The sequence below is a fragment of the Morganella morganii H1r genome, assembly GCF_000633515.1.
Taxonomy (GTDB): Bacteria; Pseudomonadota; Gammaproteobacteria; order Enterobacterales; family Enterobacteriaceae; genus Morganella; species Morganella morganii_B.
On the sequence record NZ_AYMP01000047.1, the window covers coordinates 1 to 2,090 of the forward strand.

The 2,090-nt window shown below is 47.3% G+C and carries 4 protein-coding genes; 2 read left to right on the forward strand and 2 right to left on the reverse strand.

Features of this window, described 5'->3' with window-relative positions; genetic code table 11:
- Together U868_RS25760 and U868_RS0120305 are read left to right on the forward strand one after the other, a co-directional pair.
- On the forward strand, positions 1 to 588 hold a 588-nt coding region (locus U868_RS25760), incomplete at its 5' end, for a gp53-like domain-containing protein (protein WP_430623540.1).
- A 46-nt stretch (positions 589 to 634) separates the two neighbouring features.
- Positions 635 to 1,027, forward strand: a complete 393-nt coding sequence (locus U868_RS0120305) for a tail fiber assembly protein (protein WP_162817268.1) — start codon at positions 635 to 637, stop codon at positions 1,025 to 1,027.
- Here U868_RS0120305 and U868_RS24205 read toward each other — a convergent pair.
- Together U868_RS24205 and U868_RS0120315 are read right to left on the reverse strand one after the other, a co-directional pair.
- Positions 999 to 1,553, reverse strand: coding sequence for a tail fiber assembly protein (locus U868_RS24205; RefSeq protein WP_025154878.1), 555 nt, complete (start codon positions 1,551 to 1,553; stop codon positions 999 to 1,001). The two genes, U868_RS0120305 and U868_RS24205, sit on opposite strands and share 29 nt — an antisense overlap.
- A gap of 9 nt (positions 1,554 to 1,562) precedes the next feature.
- Positions 1,563 to 2,090: phage tail protein (locus U868_RS0120315; RefSeq protein WP_025154879.1), on the reverse strand; the 528-nt coding region annotated here is incomplete at its 5' end.

Sequence of the window (2,090 nt, forward strand, 5' to 3'; positions counted from 1 at the left end):
GAAAAGTATCAGCCGAAGGGGGATTATGCTGACGGTGAGAGTTTTTCGGTTCTGGAGCTTGAATCAAGAATGCTATCTCCGGACGGTAGCATAGCTATGCTGGCTAACAATAATAAAGCGTCTGGTGTCTGGGATGAAATGGCGCAGCGTCTACTCTGGGGGTTTGATTCCGCCGGGAAGTTGACGCATGGCACAATCCCTATGGATAGGACTTCTGGGTTTGGCACAGCGGCAGCTAAAAATACCGGAAACGGCACAGGCCAGATACCGGATATGAGCTATTTCCCTTTTTCCGGAAAAGGAACTGACAGCATTGTTGTTACATTGCCTAATGGGCTTATCATCCAGTCTTTTTCCCGTGAATTTGCCAGCGGAGCTAATGTTGGTGAAGGTAACAAGGTGGGCGTTCAATTCCCCGCAGCGTTCCCTAATAAAGTTGTTGCTGTTGTTTGCACCAAGGCTAGTTATGTTCAGATACTGGTGAGTTGCGAGGATATTAGCTTGTCTGGCTTTAATGCCATCGCCATGAAGGTGGTTACATTGGATTTATTGTATTCAAAGACTCAATTTATTGCGGTGGGGTATTAACATGGGAATGTTCGGTTTTAGTGCTAAAAAATCACAGTTTTTTATAATGGCAAAGCAGGATGATTATGAGGCAAGCGGTATCTGGCCTGATGATATAAAGCCGGTAGATGATGATGTTATGGAAAAATTTGCCGATACGCCACCGTCAGGAATGAAATTAGGAGCGGATAAAAAAGGAAATCCGGCCTGGGTTGATATTCCGCCGCTGACTCACGCTGAATTAGTGGAGCAGGCCGAAGCGAAAAAGCGATCTCTGATTGCTGAGGCCAACCAGAAAACTCAACTCTGGCAGACTCAGCTTATGCTCGACATCATCACGGAAGAAGATAAATCCAGCCTCAAAGAATGGATGCTGTACGTGCAGGAAGTGCAGGCGGTAGACACATCCCCCGGGGCTGATGTGATATGGCCTACACCGCCGGATTCACCGGCCAGATAATATCCGGGGCGGTGGATACGTCCACTGCCTCCAGTTCGTCCAGATAATCCAGCCAGGCGTTTAACCGCGCCTTTTCATCATCTTTGATTCGGTCAAGTGCCAGTTTTGTTTGCAGCATCTGGGTTTCGGTGTGGACTTCGGCTATCAGATATTGCTTCTGAGCTTCAGCCGCAGCGATATCACTTTCTTTTTTCTCCGCTTTGTCCATCACCCATTTCTTGCCGTTCCACTTCGGAAACTCAACATCCGGTGCGATAGTCGTTACGCCGTCCGGCAGTTCGCCCAGTTCTTTAATTTCAGACTCCTGCGCGGTAATGATGTCGTAAACCTTTGTGCCACGGTAATCCGCTTTCTGCATCCATTGTTCCCCATCAAATACAGGAATATACCAAGGCTTTATTTCAGGCGGATTAACCGTAGTCGCATATGCAGGAATAAGCCAGTTACCTTCTACCATTGGGTCTGCATCTGCCAGACCTTCACTCAGATACTCTTTTGTTACAGGGTGATAGTTGAATATTTTCATCTGCATTCCTTAATATTTTATCCACCCTTCAAGGGCAATGTTTCGCGGGCGAAATTCATTAGCAATATCGACCTGTTTTGACGCATCGAATTTTAATGTAGATAAACGGTCGCTTGGCAGGCTGCTTCCTGTCGGACTGCTTTGCATAAATTCACCGGATTCACCCGATGTTTCAAAAACACCGGATGCATTGCTGCCAAAAACACGGCCAGACGTATTTACTGTTCTTCCGTACACAAATCCAGTGAGATTTCTCATAGCATCACTTTGCTTTGATCCAATGGGATGAGAGTCACCCGAGAACCGGAGGAATTCATCTCGCGTATCTGGTAGGTTAAAGGTTGTGCTACCGTCACCGGGTCCGTAAGTTGTCCCGACCACGGCAAATAAATCCGCGTACACTGTTCGTGATACTGCGGCTCCGTGTGATTTCAGGAATCTCCCTTTAGCGCCTTTACCATGCGCCATAAATATTATCGTTCCGACAGGTACGCCGTCGGATGCCAAAGCATAATCTCCCTTCGGCTGATACTTTTC

Excerpts from the sequence above, each read along its gene's own strand:
- U868_RS0120305 (WP_162817268.1), top strand. The coding sequence starts at position 635 with ATGGCAAAGCAGGATGATTATGAGGCAAGCGGTATCTGGCCTGATGAT.
- U868_RS24205 (WP_025154878.1), bottom strand. The coding sequence starts at position 1,553 with ATGAAAATATTCAACTATCACCCTGTAACAAAAGAGTATCTGAGTGAA.